The organism is Shewanella seohaensis, assembly GCF_023283775.1.
Classification (GTDB): domain Bacteria; phylum Pseudomonadota; class Gammaproteobacteria; order Enterobacterales; family Shewanellaceae; genus Shewanella; species Shewanella seohaensis.
Genome location: NZ_JAKILE010000012.1, coordinates 1 through 14,950 on the forward strand (window position 1 = coordinate 1; position 14,950 = coordinate 14,950).

The window sequence follows — 14,950 nt, forward strand, 5'->3', positions numbered from 1 at the left end:
CTCAAGTCGATAGCAATATCGCACCCTCTACTCCCCTGTAGTTCAGTCGGTAGAACGGCGGACTGTTAATCCGTATGTCACTGGTTCAAGTCCAGTCAGGGGAGCCACTTTAAAAGATGATATCTCAAGTCGATAGCAATATCGCACCCTCTACTCCCCTGTAGTTCAGTCGGTAGAACGGCGGACTGTTAATCCGTATGTCACTGGTTCAAGTCCAGTCAGGGGAGCCACTTTCTTATCGCAATACACACAATCCCCTCCTTTGTGACTCCGTTAAACTAATCGCTTTTCATTTCTGTTTTGCCTCAAATACAGTTACACTGTGATCTGCTTGTTAACCAAAATTTTGAGTATCATCACGCAGATAGGGATATTGACTGAGCATTCATTTAATATTCTGTCCGTAATACTAAGACACTTTGAGAGCGGATTTTTATGGCGATGTCTAAATCATATCCCATCTTTTTATTGCTGATTTTTTTAGGGCTGTTTGGTTGGATTTATCACAACGAAAATAACCAGCTCCAGGTCCAGCAACAACAAGAGCTCAGTAACTTCAAACAATACTTGGGTAATTTTTCCCAGTGGCAAGGCAATGGCGCCGAGCTCTATCAAACTATTTCTGCCCATTACCCGCTGCAGTTTTTTCAATATATTGATGATACCGATGGACAGCTCAATTACACCCAAGGTGAGCTCAATTCCCAGGGTTCGCATCCACTCTCTGGATTATTTGCCTTAGATTTAGCTCATACGCAAAAACTGGCCGCGGGTCGTTTGCAGGTAAAACTCAGTGCCGACCAAGCGATTGAGACAGCTATCGGCAGCACTCAGCAACTCGGCTTAGTATTGATACTCACCTACATCATACTCTTGGTTGTGTTTGTATTGCTTAACAACAAGTTAAGATCGGCTATCCGTTATGCGGCTGAGTATATTTCCCACATTCCAGAGATGAATTTTTCCGCCATTGAGTCCTCCAAACTCAATGGTGAAATGACGCCAGTGAGATTGGCACTCGAAGACTGCCGCCTGCAGCTCAAATCGCAAATGGATACCCTCACCCAAGAGAACCAGAAACTGCATAAGGTGGCTTATCAGGATCCGATCACCGGATTTGGCAGTCGTCCGCGTTTTACCACAAAGTTGGAAAGCATTAGTAACCGCAGCGTGCCGCAACTTGGGCTACTCGCCATGGTTAAAGCGACTGAGCTTTCCCATGTGAACCAGTTACAAGGTCGCTCCGCTGGTGATGATTATTTAGCCAGCGTCGCCAATTGCATTCGTAAGGCCTGTTCAAAATATCCCGATTCGGAATGCTACCGCGTCTCCAGCGCCGATTTTGCGATTTTTTTACCCGATTTAGTGTTAAAAGACGGCCCTAAATTTTTAGAACAACTTAAAGTATTCCTCGATGAATACCAGCAGATGACGAGAGCCGAATCTGTGGCGCACATTGGCTTAGTGCCTTACCAACAGGGTACAGATCCCGTTAACCTGCTCTCCTTGGCGGACACCGCCGTGAGCATAGCCCAAACCTTAGGCCCCAACAGTTTCCATATTCAAGAGAAACTCAATGGTGACGAGCAGTTTGGCGACGATCGTTGGAAAGTGGCAATCAACGACTTAATTAGCCGCCAAGCGCTGAAGTTTTTTCAGCAACCCATTCAACCTTGCCGCAATGATGTCGAGGTCTACCGCGAGTTACTGGCACGCTTTTACAACAGCGAAGGCAAGTTTTTACCCACCACCACAGTTATCGCCATGGCCGAGCGCCACGGCATGAGCACCGAATTAGATAAACTCGTGGTGATCAGCACATTAAGAATGCTTAAAGAAAATCCGACCATTAGCGGTAACTTTGGCATCAATATCAGCGCTTTTTCGGCCCATCAAGAACTGTTTGTCGGCTGGTTGCGAGATGTTCTCGGCAAGCACAGGTATATCGCCTCACGTCTAGTGTTTGAGATCAACGAGTCGGGTATGCAAGCCAATTTAGGTGCCAGTTATAAGTTCGTCCGTGAGGTTCACAGTGTCGGTTCGCGGGTCTCAATCGAGCGATTTGGGATGAGCTTTACCTCCTTCAAATTCTTCAGCGAAGTGCGCCCAGACTACATTAAGCTCGATGGCAGCTACACCTCATCAATCGATGAAGACAGCAATAATAAGTTTTTCGTGCGGATGATGGTGGATGTGGCAAGACGTATCGGCATTCGTGTTATCGCGACAAGTGTCGAACGTCAGGAAGAAAAACTGACCCTCGAAAAACTCCTCGTCGATGGGCTGCAGGGCTATTATATTGCCCAGCCGCAAGCCATTACCTTAACTGACCAAATTTAAGCCAGCGCAGGGTTAACGGACCGCGCAAATTTACAGTAAAGATAGTTAACCCTGCATTCTATATGTTGTTTATGCAAACGGAAAAGTCGATAATACGGCCAAGATCCGTTTAGACAAGTATTCAGATGAGTGAATATCTCCTGTTGTTGATCAGCACAGTGCTGGTTAACAATTTCGTTTTAGTGAAATTCTTAGGTTTATGTCCATTTATGGGGGTCTCCAGCAAATTGGAGTCCGCTATCGGCATGTCTATGGCCACGACCTTTGTGTTGACCTTAGCGTCGATTCTCAGTTACCTCGTCAACCAATATCTGTTATTGCCCTTTGACTTAGGTTACCTGCGTACCATGAGCTTTATTCTGGTGATTGCCGTGGTGGTGCAATTTACTGAGATGGTGGTGCAAAAAACCAGTGCGGCTTTACACCGCGCACTCGGTATCTATCTGCCGCTCATCACCACTAACTGCGCTGTACTCGGGGTTGCCCTGTTAAACGTGAACGAAAAACACGATTTTATTCAATCTGCTATCTATGGTTTTGGTGCTGCGGTGGGTTTTTCCTTAGTGTTGATTCTGTTTTCCGCGATGCGTGAACGTTTAGCTGCGGCCGACGTGCCTATGCCTTTCAAAGGTGGCGCGATTGCCATGATCACCGCAGGGCTGATGTCACTGGCCTTTATGGGATTCACAGGATTGGTTAAATAGATGTCCACCATGTTAATTGCCGTTATTTTATTAACCCTATTGGCATTGTTCTTTGGGGTATTACTCGGATTTGCCGCCTTAAAATTTAAGGTTGAAGGCAATCCCATCGTCGATGAACTCGAAGCGATTCTGCCACAAACCCAATGCGGTCAATGTGGTTATCCCGGTTGCCGCCCCTACGCCGAAGCGATTGCCAATGGCGATAAAGTCAATAAGTGCCCGCCTGGCGGCACCGCGACCATGGAAAAGCTCGCCAGCTTAATGGGCGTAGAGCCTGAGCCGCTCAATGCCGAGGCCCAATCCCAAGTCAAAAAAGTCGCCTACATTCGCGAAGATGAATGTATTGGCTGCACTAAATGTATTCAGGCTTGTCCAGTCGATGCCATTATTGGTGCGGGCAAACTCATGCATACCGTGCTCACGGCAGACTGCACAGGTTGCGATCTCTGTGTCGAGCCCTGCCCCGTTGACTGTATCGATATGATCCCTGTGGGCCAAAATCTGAAAAACTGGAACTGGCGCTTAAACGCCATTCCCGTGACTCTTATCCAAGAGACCCCGCACGAAGAAAAGAGAGGATAAGCGGTGCTGACTTTATTAGATCAATTAGATAAAGGAACCCTTTGGCGCTCACCCGGTGGCATTCATCCGCCTGAAGTCAAATTCCTCTCCAACACCACACCGATTAGCCAACTGCCATTAGCACAGGAATACCTTGTCCCTGTGCCACAGGTTGGTGAAAACTGCACCCTTGCAGTCAAAGTGGGTGACAAAGTATTAAAAGGCGCGCCATTAACTCAAGGCACCTCGATTTGGCATTTGCCAGTGCATGCGCCAACCTCTGGCACTGTCGTCGCCATTGAGCCAAGAGCCAGCAACCACGCCTCGGCCTTGCCGGTCAATACCTGCGTGATTGCCGCCGATGGTGAAGACCGCTGGTGCGAGTTAACGCCAGGCTCAATTGAGCTCAGCAATCAAGAGATGATTGCCAAAATCCATGGTGCAGGCATTGCCGGTATGGGCGGCGCCGCCTTCCCAAGCCATATCAAGCTGAATCCCGTCAGTGAAATCGAATTAGTGATTATCAACGGCGTGGAGTGTGAACCCTATATCAGCGCCGACGATCGTTTAATGCGCGAATACAGCCAAGACATTCTGGCGGGGATTGGAATTATCCATCGCCTCCTCGCGCCCAAGCGTATTGTGATTGCTATCGAAGACAACAAACCCGAAGCCATCAAAGCCATGCAACAGGCGGTGAGTCAATCCACGCTCCCTGCGGGCAGCACGCGGGTGACGGCGATACCAACCAAGTATCCTTCTGGCGGTGAAAAGCAGCTTATTCAGATCATCACAGGGCGTGAAGTGCCCTCAGGCTCCATCCCCGCTAAGCTTGGGATTGTCGTGCATAACGTGGGAACCGCGTTTGCGATTCACCAAGCCGTGACCCAAGGTAAACCGTTGATTGAACGAGTGGTTACCGTTACCGGCCAAAATGTCGGTAAGCCCGGCAACTATTGGTTACCCATAGGCACGCCCGTTGAACATGTGCTCAAATATACTGAATTTAACGCCGAAGCCGATCAAAAAGTGATTATTGGTGGCCCTATGATGGGCCATGCGTTACCCACCATCCAAGTGCCGATTTTAAAGGGCACAAACTGTATTTTGGTGCCAAGCAGTCAAGAGATTGGAACCACTCCAGAGGAAAAGGCCTGTATCCGCTGCGGCGAATGTGCCAACGCCTGCCCTGCACTCTTGCTACCACAACAACTGTTTTGGCATGCAAAAGCTGAAGAATATGACAAGGCGGCCAGCTACAACCTTAAAGATTGCATCGAATGCGGTTGCTGTAGTTATGTGTGCCCCAGTGATATTCCACTGGTGGAATACTACCGCATCGCTAAATCGGCACTAAAACAAGCCGCCGATGAGAAACATCAAGCCGAGCGCGCCAAACTGCGCTTCGAGGCACGTATTCAACGCCTCGAAGAAGAAAAACTCGCCCGCGAAGCCAAGGCTAAGGAAGCCGCTGCGCGTCGCCAAGCGACCATGAGCTCAACGGATAAAAATGCCGTCGCCGAAGCCATGGCGCGGATCGCGGCCAAAAAAGCAGCTGCGGCAGAAACCACCGCCGATAACGCGCCAGCCGAAGTCGTGAATGCTGATGCAAACAGCACTGAGGCACCTAAGAGTAAAGCAGCCGTAGCCGCCGCAATTGCCCGCGCTAAAGCCAAGAAAGCCGCCGCTGCGGCTCAAGGGACGGATGATACAGAATCCTCTAAGCAATCAGTCTCTTCTGAACAAAAGGTATCTTCTGAGCAAAACGAGCCAACTGAGCAGGCTGAGACGTTATCGCAAAAAGATAAAGTCGCCGCAGCCATCGCTCGCGCCAAAGCGAAAAAAGCAGCGTTAAAGGCCAACTCGGATGCCAATGACGACACTGATGCCGCGACAGGCAACACAGATAAGTCAGCAACAGAAACAACGGCTAACGCAGAAGCAGATGACAAAAAAGCCAAGGTCGCTGCAGCCGTTGCCCGTGCTAAAGCCAAAAAAGCCGCCGCGCAGCAAGCTGAATCGAGTGAGGTTGCCGAAGTTCAGCCCGAGCGAGTCGCTGACGCTAAGCCAGAATCAGAGTCAGGCTCTATTCCAAGCGCCCCGCTGAGTCCCGAAGATGAGAAGAAAGCCAAAGTCGCAGCTGCGGTCGCCCGTGCAAAAGCCAAAAAAGCCGCCGCGCAGCAAGCTGAGTCGGCTGAGGTTATCGAAGTTCAGCCCGAGTTAGCAACAGACGCAAAACCTGAATCAGACGTTGAGTCAGGCTCTGAACCAGACTCTCAATCAGGAAATGAATCAAGCTCAGTCGCTGAACCAAACGCACAACTCAGCCCCGAAGATGAAAAAAAGGCCAAAGTCGCAGCTGCGGTCGCCCGTGCGAAAGCCAAAAAGGCCGCCGCGCAGCGAGCAGATTCGAGTGATGTTGTCGAAGTTCAGCCCAAGTTAGCCGTAGACGCTAAGCCTGAATCAGACGTTGAGTCAGGTTCTGAACCAGACTCTCAATCAGGAAATGAATCAAGCTCAGTCGCTGAACCAAGTGCGCCACTCAGTCCTGAAGATGAGAAAAAGGCCAAGGTCGCTGCTGCGGTTGCCCGCGCGAAAGCCAAAAAAGCGGCCAAAGAAGCGAATGCGATCAGCGATGCAAATGAATAGCACTGCGGGTTTTAACCTCAGTGCTTTAAAAATGATTAGCTTAAAAATCAGTGACTCAAGATTAGATAAAAGGGATCACAATGGCGTTTAAAATAGCCTCATCACCCCATGTTACCCGTAATTTGCATACTTCAACGGTTATGCAAAGGGTCATTTTATGCTTGTTACCCGGCCTTGTGTTGCAATGCGCCTTTTTCGGCTGGGGCACACTTATTCAAGTGTTACTGGCGATTATCGTTGCCCTAAGCTGTGAAGCCGCGGTGATGAAACTGCGTAACCGCAGCATCAAAGCAAGCTTAAGCGATAACAGCGCTATGCTGACGGCGATCTTAATCGGGGTTGCGATCCCGCCACTGGCACCTTGGTGGATGATCGTTATGGGCACAGTGTTTGCGATTGTTATCGTCAAACACCTCTACGGTGGCCTAGGCCATAACCTGTTCAACCCCGCGATGGCCGCCTATGTGTTACTGCTGGTTTCATTCCCTGTGCAGATGACCAGTTGGATTGCGCCAAGTACGGTTGCACTCAATACCCCAAGTGTGATCGATAGTTTGCAATTGATCTTCAATGTCGGCGCCCATGGTGGCATGGAACAATTCCGCCTCGGTATCGATGGGATCAGTATGGCGACACCACTCGATACCCTCAAAACCGATCTGTCCTTAGGGCTCACCACCACTGAGAGTATGGCTAAAAGCATCTTCGATGGCGGCACTGGCGTAGGTTGGTTTTGGGTCAATTTGGCTTATCTTGCTGGCGGTTTAGTGCTACTTAAATTAAAAGCCATCCGTTGGCATATCAGCACCGGCGTATTGGCGGGATTATTTGTGGCATCGAGCATTGGCTTTTTACTGTCGCCCGATACACAGGCAAGCCCACTGTTCCATTTATTCTCGGGCGCGACCATGCTCGCCGCCTTCTTTATTGCGACCGATCCCGTCACCGCGGCGACCAGTCCGCGTGGCCGTTTAATTTTCGGCGCATTAATTGGCGTCTTGGTCTATGTCATTCGTACCCAAGGTGGCTACCCCGATGCCTTCGCCTTTGCCGTGCTGCTCGCAAACCTGTGCGCGCCATTTATTGACTACTATGTGCGTCCGCGCACCTATGGCCATTCAGCGCCCTAGGCCTGTGGCAAAAGAATCAAGCATGCTTGAACAAAGATTCTTGAGGAATAAACGTGAATAATCCAATGATTAAAAATGGTCTGCTACTTGCCCTGTTTGCCCTGCTCTGCACGGGCTTAGTCGCAGTGATCAATCAACAGACCTTAGACAAAATTAAGCAGCAAGAGCAGCAAGAATTGATGCGCGTGCTGCATCAGCTGATCCCTGATGAGCTCCATGACAATGAGCTGACCGCACAATGCACTCTGTTGCAGGATAAAGAGGCGCTCGGCACCGAAGATGCCATGCCCGCCTATATCGCTACCGCTGCTGGTAAACCCGTTGCTATCGCCCTAGAAGCCATTGCCCCCGATGGTTACAACGGCAATATTAAGCTGATTGTGGGCATCAATACCCAAGGTGAAGTATTAGGCGTGCGCACACTCGCCCACCAAGAAACCCCTGGCCTTGGGGATAAAATCGATTTACGTAAATCCGACTGGGTGACGCAATTCGTCGGTAAAGTGCTTAAATCAGAAGATGATAAGCAATGGCTAGTGCAAAAAGACGGTGGTGATTTCGACCAATTTACCGGCGCGACAATCACACCACGCGCCTATGTGAAAGCGGTTAAGCGCGCCGTATGGTACTTTACTCAGCATCAAGCAGAGATTTTCAGCCAACCTCTGAATTGTGAGGCCAACCATGACTAATTATCGCGAAATTGCCTGGCAAGGACTGTGGAAAAACAACCCTGGCTTAGTGCAATTACTGGGCTTGTGTCCCCTGTTAGCCGTAACGGCCACCCTCACCAACGCCCTCGGGCTTGGGGTCGCCACTATGTTGGTGCTGATAGGCTCAAACATTTTAGTCTCGTTGGTACGTGACTATGTGCCTAAGGAAATCCGTATCCCCGTGTTTGTGATGATCATTGCCGCGCTGGTGACGGCGGTGCAATTGCTGATCAACGCCTACGCCTATGGCCTGTATTTGTCCTTAGGGATCTTCTTGCCGCTGATTGTGACCAACTGCATTATCATTGGCCGCGCAGAAGCATTTGCCTCCCGTAATAATGCCTTTAGCGCTGCGTTCGATGGACTGATGATGGGGCTTGGCTTTACCTTAGTCTTAGCGGTTCTTGGCGCCACGCGCGAAATTCTCGGCCAAGGCACCCTGTTTGATGGCGCCGACCAACTGCTCGGCCCATGGGCTAAAGCCTTAACGATTCAGGTATGGCAAGTCGATACCCCCTTCCTGCTGGCGATGTTACCGCCCGGCGCCTTTATTGTGATGGGCCTACTTATCGCCCTGAAAAACGTTATCGATAAAAAGCTTAAAGAGCGTCAACCCGAAGCGGCTGTACAACCAAGCGTGACACGGGCACGGATCACCAAAGTGAGTTAAGCCCTTATTGAGATAACAGCTTAAGTGGTGGGTTTAGCGTTAAACCCACTGCTTACAAGGATCACTATGAATCAAGAAAAACGCATCCAAATCCTCACCCGCCTTCGCGAAAACAATCCCAAACCCGAAACCGAGCTGAATTTCTCCAGTCCCTTTGAATTACTGGTGGCAGTGACTTTATCGGCGCAGGCGACCGATGTGAGCGTAAATAAGGCGACCGATAAACTGTTTCCAGTGGCCAATACCGCCCACAGTATTTATGCCTTAGGCGTGGATGGATTAAAGGAATATATCAAGACCATTGGCCTGTATAACAACAAGGCCATCAATGTGATTAAAGCCTGTGAGATCTTGATTGAAAAATACAATGGTGAAGTCCCAGAGGACAGAGAGGCGTTAGAGTCGCTTCCTGGCGTTGGTCGTAAAACCGCTAACGTGGTGCTCAATACCGCCTTTGGCTGGCCGACCATCGCCGTCGACACCCATATCTTTCGCATGGCAAACCGCACTAAATTCGCCCCCGGTAAAAACGTGGTCGAAGTCGAGGAGCGCATGTTAAAGGTTGTTCCCGCCGAATTTAAAGTCGATGTGCATCACTGGTTTATTCTGCATGGCCGCTATACCTGTCTGGCTCGCAAACCCCGCTGTGGCAGCTGTATTATTGAGGATCTTTGCGAATTTAAGGAAAAGGTCTACCCCGAAGAGTAAGGGCGCTACAAGGCTATCGTTAAGCGCTTTAACTAACGGAATGAACAAGTAACAAGGGCTTTCAATCTTGCTGAAAGCCCTTTTGTTATTAGCGCTGTTGTTAGCACCGTTCTTAGCGCTGTGATTAGTACTATGGCGCAGATTAACCATTTTGTTGAGCGGCTTTTTGCTGCAATAGGGCGAGCAATTCTTCATATTTTGGCCCTTGGCCAAACTGAGGTAGCGCGACCGCAAAGACCACCAGCGCAAAGGCAATGTAAATCGCATAAGGGTGACTCCAAAACCCAGCCAGCAGCGTAAGCGTGCCTAAGATAAGCAAAATAATCACCCCAACTCGCACCCGCTGCGCCATTTGCACTTTTTGTTTCGCGGCAGTGATTAGCGCAAGTTCTGCATTCGTAAATTCCATATCCAATCCTTTGCAGTCAGCCTATCCGATAAAAAATAACCCTCGGGCACAGTTTGCACCTGAGGGCTACTTTACTGCAAACAATTAACTAGCGGTATTACTGCACTAACACCGCCTCGGGTACGGGCCATTGGCTAGCCAACCATTCGCCCTGCCAATTTTGAATCGACACCCACAAGCTGTCCGTTGCCGCTAACTTAGCGCCAGTAATCGCATGCACATGCTGACCATGTTTGCTGCCATGCAACACTCCATTTTCGCCTTTTTGTAGGGCTTCCAATGGCAGAGCCTCTGGGCCGATATTGGCATACCCTTGGCGAATATGGGCGACATTCCCCTGTTCAAAGATCAACATAAAATCTTTTACGTAATCATCGTGGTGCTTATAAGGTGCCTTTAAATCTAACGGCATTGGCGCGATTTTAAATTCACCTAATTGCTGGCTCGGCCACGCGGGTGGAAAACTCGGGTTAAGCGACTGATAGAGAAACACTAAGGGTAAGATCAAAATCAAACCACTGAGCTTGTACTTATGTTTTAACCAAAATACCGATGATGCCATTAGCGTGCCTCCCCTAACATATCTGCGGCTAAGTCTTTGCTTTCGGCCTGTTTAAAGGCACGGACATGGCGTAATCCCCACATCATAAAACCGGTGATCGACATGCCCGAAAGCACTAGCCCAAAGAAGAACCAAATCAATTTAGTCCAAATCCCACCTAAGGTGCCGTAATGCAGCGGATCGGCAATATGCATTAAGGTTTGCATACCTGTCATGGTGTCTGGCGAGGTCGCGCTAGCAATCTCACCCGTCCACGGATTGATACTGAGGTTGTAGGAATATTGATCGTAGAAAATATGATCGCCACTACCACTCAAATGATACATATCCCGTTGATGCTCAGGCAACATCACATAACTTGGCTGAAAATCGGGAAAGCGCTGCTTAGCTAAACTTAAGGCCTCAGTAAAAGAAACATTGGCGCTTGGCAGTTGCGTATCACCCGCTTGCATCAGCGGCACTTGCTCGGCGGCAATCATAGGCGCATGGGGCTCGATATCAATATCCGCATGCCAGAAGATAGCTTGAACTAAATACCACAGCCCAGTCAGGCTCATAATCGCAATAAACCAAATCGACCAGACGCCGGATAATTTATGCAAATCAGAGAGTAAGGTTTTCTTCCCTTGGGTAAGTCTAAGTTTGGGTGTAAAAAAGCTGCGCCAAAAACGCTTATAAACGATTAACCCAGTAATCAATGAGGCGAGCATCATGAGCGCCATAGAACAAACAAGGTAATAGCCGACGCTGTAGCCGCTCTGCCAAGGAAACAACAACCAACCATGTAAGGAACGCATAAAGCCAATAAAGGTTAGTCCTTCGTTGATCTGCTGAATTTGTCCCGTATATTGATTCACATAGGCGATAGCATAAGGTTTATCGGCATCGGTAAAGGTAATCGCATTGATTAAGTAAGGCTCAAAGGTCATAGCACCCATCACCTGCGCATTCGGATAGGCCTTTTCGACCACCAGCATTAATTCATCGACGGGTTTTGCGGGCAGCTCTTCTGGATTGAGTGCACGGGCTGCGGGGTTGGTCAGCCAAGTCAATTCATGACTGAGTACGGCAACCGTGCCCGTTAAGCAGATAAAACTGAATAAAATCCAGATGGGCAAAGATACCCAACCGTGTAACATAAACCAGAAGCGATTACTTATTTTCGCCATGGGGGATTGTTCCTACCTCTTTTAGAATCCCGATAGTGTAAGGTTAATACGAATTGTTATCAATACGACATATTGATAATACGATAGGTTTATAAGATTTGTCACAAATTAAGCAGATGTGAGAGTTGGCGAGACAGCTGACTGACGCTAATAATGCGTATAGATTTGATGCGAAAAGATTTGATGCGCATAGATTTCAACACTCACACTTAATCATAGGCTGGCCTACATGTATAAAGCATTAGCTCCCCTCGTCTTTGTTACATGCTGTTTTGCAGCCAACGCCGATACCATCACTATTGAAAAAGTCTCCGATCAACTGCAGCTATTGAAGGGTGTGGACTACGGAACCAATATCGGCGTGCTATCAACGAGCGAAGGCTTGGTGCTTATCGACCCTATGCCAGGGGATGAACACTTAGATGCCTTAAGTCGTACCGTTCAATCCCTCTATGGCAAACCCGTTAAGTTTATCTTGAATACCCATGAACACGCCGATCATACCGGCGGTAATCAATATTTTATCCAACAAGGTGCCAGCTTAGCGTCAACCCAAGGCCTAGCGCCAACACAAAGCCTAGCCTCAGCGCAGCCATTCTTGGCAGAGATAGTGACCATCCAAGTTTCATCCCATTCTGCCGCCGACAGGATCTATTTTCATCCGCAAAGCAACAGCCTATTTGTCGGCGATATTGTCGATAACAGCTGGCACCCCACATTTTATGCCGGTGGCATACGCGGCTTTAATGCGGCAATCAACCACATTTTACGTCTCGGCGATGAAGACAGCCTTATCGTGCCGGGACATGGTAAGCCAAGTAATAAAGCATCACTTCGCAGCTTTAAGCAAAACACCAACGATTGGGTACACTTGATTGAAGCCCAGCTAGATGCGGGCAAAAGTGTGGAGGACATCATTCAACATCCACAGGTCGCGACCCTTATTGCACGCTTTAATCAGGAGGGTAAATCCCCTTTTTTACCGCCAAAGGCTTTAAGGAAATTTATCGAAAGAACCATTAGCGTGATTGAAAAAGAGCGTCTTAGCACACAGACCCATAGCAACTAAATCATCCATTCAGTTAGCCCTTTAGTTAACTCACTAAAAACGCTAAATAATGCGCTCAAAAAGGCGTTCGATGGCATAAGGTTGCAAGTGTCTGTTTAAACGTGAAGCTCCCCATCAAACCTTAACAAAACAGTCTAACGTACTGTTATTGTGAAATTTTATTCATGAATCTACAGAGCATCGATAGGGAATAGCCCTTTAGTCAGCGGGGAAGTTCCAGTACAATTAGCCTCTTTGTTTTACAGAGTCCTTGCGAGTATGTCCTATCCACAGCCCTTAGCCGATGCGCCTCAATCACATACGCATATGCACCGTCAATTGGCTGAGCCACAACCCAGGATTTCGTTAAGCGCATTAGCCGAGCAGCTCAAGCTTGAGCAGGCCACCATTATCGGTAACGCTTCAGGCGACTGGCAACCCGCAAACAAAGGACTCACCTTTATCTTTAATGGCACCCAATGCCCCGAAGATGTATCCGCCCATGGCCAAGTGGTCAATATTGCCAATGGTGGCTTTGCCGAATCTCAATATGCCTTCGAAGTGCAAGGTCATCCCCAAGGCGTACAACTGGCAAAGGCTCTGACCCAAGTCGCAACCGATCTCACCCCTTCCCTCGGCTGCTGGCCGTCATCGGGCCTAACCACAGTCGTGTTAATGATGTCATTAGCCAAAAAGGTACAAGTTCAGCGGATGTCGCTGTTGCCGAGCTTACAGCGCAGTATGGACTTGCCGGACAACATTCATTTGCCTTGTATGGTACACAACTGGCTTGGAGAGAGAAGAATCGCCCAAACGCTGCTATGCGAGCGTATCTATTGGCCGGAATTTACCTTAACGCCGTGGGAGAGTATGCCTAAGGCCTGTGAAACTGATGGCGCAGAGAGTAAACCGACTCACCACACTGACCGAAACAAACGATTTGAAGATCCCTTCAGCCAACTGGATTTACTCAGGCAATCCACACTTACACCAAACGTAAGTGAGCAAACAAAACAACAACTACGTGAACAGTTAGCCAAACTCGCCCTTACACCCAGTGCAATTTGGCAACAATTTGCTGAAAAATCGAGGCTTAAAGCATGCGAGTCACTGTTTTTTAATCATCAGCCCGAAAGCCAAATCAGCCCTTGGTATCTGATGGATTATGCCGCCTCGCAAACCCTCGATGCCATTCGCCACCAGCTCGCCTATTGCCAGCAACAACTCACGGACTAGCGCATCAGATTTATCCGGTTTTCCCTAACGCCATACCTAATGGCTCAAAGTAGGCAATCAAGGCATTGAAGATACGTTGTCTATGTGGCTCGTCGGGGTAGGCCCCTTCCTTTGCCAGTGCTGAATAGCGCGTGCCAGAGACTAAATAGGGATTTTGGATCCCTTGATAGGATTCGATACAGGCCTCAAAGGCCCTCGCCATCATTTCCGTCGGTTTAGCAAAATACTGCGCACCATAACGCTTATCTAAGGCAATTGCGCGGCGCACGTAATCACTTGGCTCCAAATTGTCCTCGGAGAGCAAGGTAACCCGAAAGATCTCAGCTAAACGGTGATTAAGGGGATGCTCGATAAGCGGCTGATCCGCAAGCCAGAGATCGCTGGCGCACTTAAAACGTCCCGTGGCGCGCGAAAACGCCTTAGGGGCAACATAGTGGTCAAACGCATGCCAAAACTCATGGGCCAGCGCTCCTGCCCCCGCATTTTTCGCTAATGCCAATTCTCGCGCCCCTGGCGCATAGTGTGCCTGCACACCCTTTTGCCCACCATGGCCAAAGGCAAGGCTTAAGGTTTGCCTTAGCCCTAAGGTCAACGGCGGTAAATTGAGGATAAAGGCAAGATCTGCCAGCGAATCAAATACCAAATTCGCGGCAATTAATGACTCCTCGCGCGTGACCCAACGTCCCACACGTACATGGCTAAAACCAAAGGTTTGCTTCACATCGAGAAAGGTCATTTGCTCCCCAAAGCGATAATCGGGGCCATGACGATGGTATTGCTGATGGATTAGCACGCGATCCCTTAAAACGGCAAGTGAAAGGTCGAGGACGGTTATTCTAAGTGAAACAAAACAGCATTTACAGTCCAGCCCCTCAACGATACAAGGCGCTTTAATACTCACATACGTAATAGCACAGACACAAAATCCATTTTGAGTATTTATTCGCGCATTTGCATAAATAAAAATATAACCCTCGGAAATTTTCTAACAAATATGCAAATCAACGAATAGTCATTCAGAAATGGATTGAGGTGGCTTATTTATCATCAG

At 48.9% G+C, this 14,950-nt stretch carries 14 protein-coding genes and 2 tRNA genes; 12 read left to right on the forward strand and 4 right to left on the reverse strand.

The genetic code is table 11. The features are described from left to right. Positions 1-31: 31 nt before the first annotated feature. From L2713_RS14165 to nth, 10 genes are all read left to right on the forward strand, one after another. Positions 32-107: transfer RNA gene (locus tag L2713_RS14165), tRNA-Asn, on the forward strand. 47 nt (positions 108-154) lie between these two features. Further along, a tRNA-Asn gene (locus L2713_RS14170) sits at positions 155-230 on the forward strand. Between the two features lie 205 nt (positions 231-435). Then, positions 436-2,340: an EAL domain-containing protein gene (locus L2713_RS14175; RefSeq protein WP_055648250.1), complete on the forward strand. Its 1,905-nt coding sequence runs from the start codon at positions 436-438 to the stop codon at positions 2,338-2,340. A gap of 125 nt (positions 2,341-2,465) precedes the next feature. Beyond that, complete coding sequence (rsxA, locus tag L2713_RS14180) at positions 2,466-3,044, forward strand: electron transport complex subunit RsxA (protein ID WP_011622827.1); 579 nt, start codon at positions 2,466-2,468, stop codon at positions 3,042-3,044. Beyond that, positions 3,045-3,626: an electron transport complex subunit RsxB gene (rsxB, locus tag L2713_RS14185; RefSeq protein WP_011626120.1), complete on the forward strand. Its 582-nt coding sequence runs from the start codon at positions 3,045-3,047 to the stop codon at positions 3,624-3,626. A 3-nt stretch (positions 3,627-3,629) separates the two neighbouring features. Next, complete coding sequence (rsxC, locus tag L2713_RS14190) at positions 3,630-6,254, forward strand: electron transport complex subunit RsxC (protein WP_248968323.1); 2,625 nt, start codon at positions 3,630-3,632, stop codon at positions 6,252-6,254. An 80-nt stretch (positions 6,255-6,334) separates the two neighbouring features. Then, positions 6,335-7,384 carry an electron transport complex subunit RsxD gene (gene rsxD / locus L2713_RS14195; protein ID WP_248968324.1) on the forward strand — a complete coding sequence of 350 codons (1,050 nt, stop codon included), beginning with the start codon at positions 6,335-6,337 and terminating at the stop codon, positions 7,382-7,384. A gap of 53 nt (positions 7,385-7,437) precedes the next feature. Next, the gene (gene rsxG / locus L2713_RS14200; protein ID WP_248968325.1) at positions 7,438-8,076 is read left to right on the forward strand and encodes an electron transport complex subunit RsxG; all 639 of its coding nucleotides are present in this window, start codon (positions 7,438-7,440) and stop codon (positions 8,074-8,076) included. Further along, positions 8,069-8,767, forward strand: coding sequence for an electron transport complex subunit E (locus L2713_RS14205; protein WP_011622832.1), 699 nt, complete (start codon positions 8,069-8,071; stop codon positions 8,765-8,767). The genes rsxG and L2713_RS14205 overlap by 8 nt, the downstream gene beginning before the upstream one ends. Before the next feature lie 66 nt (positions 8,768-8,833). Further along, entirely contained in the window at positions 8,834-9,475 is a 642-nt protein-coding gene (gene nth / locus L2713_RS14210) for an endonuclease III (RefSeq protein WP_011626118.1), read from the forward strand. Positions 9,476-9,617: 142 nt separating this feature from the next. Here the strand turns inward: nth and L2713_RS14215 are convergent, their stop codons facing one another. From L2713_RS14215 to L2713_RS14225, 3 genes are all read right to left on the reverse strand, one after another. Next, positions 9,618-9,884 carry a hypothetical protein gene (locus L2713_RS14215; RefSeq protein WP_248968326.1) on the reverse strand — a complete coding sequence of 89 codons (267 nt, stop codon included), beginning with the start codon at positions 9,882-9,884 and terminating at the stop codon, positions 9,618-9,620. A 97-nt stretch (positions 9,885-9,981) separates the two neighbouring features. Then, positions 9,982-10,446, reverse strand: coding sequence for a PA2404 family protein (locus L2713_RS14220; protein WP_248968327.1), 465 nt, complete (start codon positions 10,444-10,446; stop codon positions 9,982-9,984). Next, positions 10,446-11,615 (reverse strand): PepSY-associated TM helix domain-containing protein, encoded by a 1,170-nt coding sequence (locus L2713_RS14225; RefSeq protein WP_248968328.1) that lies wholly within the window; start codon positions 11,613-11,615, stop codon positions 10,446-10,448. Before L2713_RS14225 ends, L2713_RS14220 begins: the two co-directional genes overlap by 1 nt. A gap of 229 nt (positions 11,616-11,844) precedes the next feature. Between L2713_RS14225 and L2713_RS14230 the strand changes: the two genes are divergently transcribed. Together L2713_RS14230 and L2713_RS14235 are read left to right on the forward strand one after the other, a co-directional pair. Then, entirely contained in the window at positions 11,845-12,684 is an 840-nt protein-coding gene (locus L2713_RS14230) for an MBL fold metallo-hydrolase (RefSeq protein WP_248968329.1), read from the forward strand. Positions 12,685-12,942: 258 nt separating this feature from the next. Next, a complete protein-coding gene (locus L2713_RS14235; RefSeq protein WP_248968330.1) occupies positions 12,943-13,899 on the forward strand; it encodes a hypothetical protein in 957 nt (318 codons plus the stop codon). A 10-nt stretch (positions 13,900-13,909) separates the two neighbouring features. On the opposite strand, the gene L2713_RS14240 is transcribed toward L2713_RS14235, so the two are convergent. Beyond that, complete coding sequence (locus L2713_RS14240; RefSeq protein WP_089067730.1) at positions 13,910-14,692, reverse strand: CLCA_X family protein; 783 nt, start codon at positions 14,690-14,692, stop codon at positions 13,910-13,912. Between the last annotated feature and the right edge of the window lie 258 nt (positions 14,693-14,950).

Excerpts from the sequence above, each read along its gene's own strand:
- L2713_RS14225 (WP_248968328.1), bottom strand. The coding sequence starts at position 11,615 with ATGGCGAAAATAAGTAATCGCTTCTGGTTTATGTTACACGGTTGGGTA.
- nth (WP_011626118.1), top strand. The coding sequence starts at position 8,834 with ATGAATCAAGAAAAACGCATCCAAATCCTCACCCGCCTTCGCGAAAAC.
- rsxB (WP_011626120.1), top strand. The coding sequence starts at position 3,045 with ATGTCCACCATGTTAATTGCCGTTATTTTATTAACCCTATTGGCATTG.
- rsxA (WP_011622827.1), top strand. The coding sequence starts at position 2,466 with ATGAGTGAATATCTCCTGTTGTTGATCAGCACAGTGCTGGTTAACAAT.
- L2713_RS14235 (WP_248968330.1), top strand. The coding sequence starts at position 12,943 with ATGTCCTATCCACAGCCCTTAGCCGATGCGCCTCAATCACATACGCAT.
- L2713_RS14230 (WP_248968329.1), top strand. The coding sequence starts at position 11,845 with ATGTATAAAGCATTAGCTCCCCTCGTCTTTGTTACATGCTGTTTTGCA.
- L2713_RS14215 (WP_248968326.1), bottom strand. The coding sequence starts at position 9,884 with ATGGAATTTACGAATGCAGAACTTGCGCTAATCACTGCCGCGAAACAA.
- L2713_RS14175 (WP_055648250.1), top strand. The coding sequence starts at position 436 with ATGGCGATGTCTAAATCATATCCCATCTTTTTATTGCTGATTTTTTTA.
- L2713_RS14220 (WP_248968327.1), bottom strand. The coding sequence starts at position 10,446 with ATGGCATCATCGGTATTTTGGTTAAAACATAAGTACAAGCTCAGTGGT.
- rsxD (WP_248968324.1), top strand. The coding sequence starts at position 6,335 with ATGGCGTTTAAAATAGCCTCATCACCCCATGTTACCCGTAATTTGCAT.
- L2713_RS14205 (WP_011622832.1), top strand. The coding sequence starts at position 8,069 with ATGACTAATTATCGCGAAATTGCCTGGCAAGGACTGTGGAAAAACAAC.